General features: G+C 46.4%; 3 tRNA genes. All 3 read left to right on the plus strand.

The features are described 5' to 3' along the window. Positions 1 to 31: 31 nt before the first annotated feature. The 3 genes from H5158_RS22865 to H5158_RS22875 all read left to right on the plus strand — a co-directional run bounded on the left by H5158_RS22865 (position 32) and on the right by H5158_RS22875 (position 402). A tRNA-Lys gene (locus H5158_RS22865) sits at positions 32 to 107 on the plus strand. A gap of 72 nt (positions 108 to 179) precedes the next feature. Then, a tRNA-Lys gene (locus tag H5158_RS22870) sits at positions 180 to 255 on the plus strand. Between the two features lie 71 nt (positions 256 to 326). After that, positions 327 to 402: transfer RNA gene (locus tag H5158_RS22875), tRNA-Lys, on the plus strand. Positions 403 to 420: the final 18 nt, after the last annotated feature.

Consider the following 420-nt stretch of genomic DNA (forward strand, 5'->3'; position numbering starts at 1 on the left):
ATCTACGCAGCGTGCTTAGGCACACCAGAGCGGGTCATTAGCTCAGTTGGTAGAGCAGTGGACTTTTAATCCATTGGTCGATGGTTCAAGTCCATCATGACCCACCATTCTTTATTCGTTGAATAATAGGGTGGTTTATAATCGGCGGATCTACGCAGCGTGCTTAGGCACATCAGAGCGGGTCATTAGCTCAGTTGGTAGAGCAGTGGACTTTTAATCCATTGGTCGATGGTTCAAGTCCATCATGACCCACCATTCTTTATTCGTTGAATAGTAGAGTGGTTATAATCGGCGGATCTACGCAGCGTGCTTAGGCACACCAGAGCGGGTCATTAGCTCAGTTGGTAGAGCAGTGGACTTTTAATCCATTGGTCGATGGTTCAAGTCCATCATGACCCACCATTCTTTATTCGTTGAATA

The sequence above is a fragment of the Pseudoalteromonas sp. SR45-6 genome (assembly GCF_014163545.1).
Lineage (GTDB): Bacteria > Pseudomonadota > Gammaproteobacteria > Enterobacterales > Alteromonadaceae > Pseudoalteromonas > Pseudoalteromonas rhizosphaerae.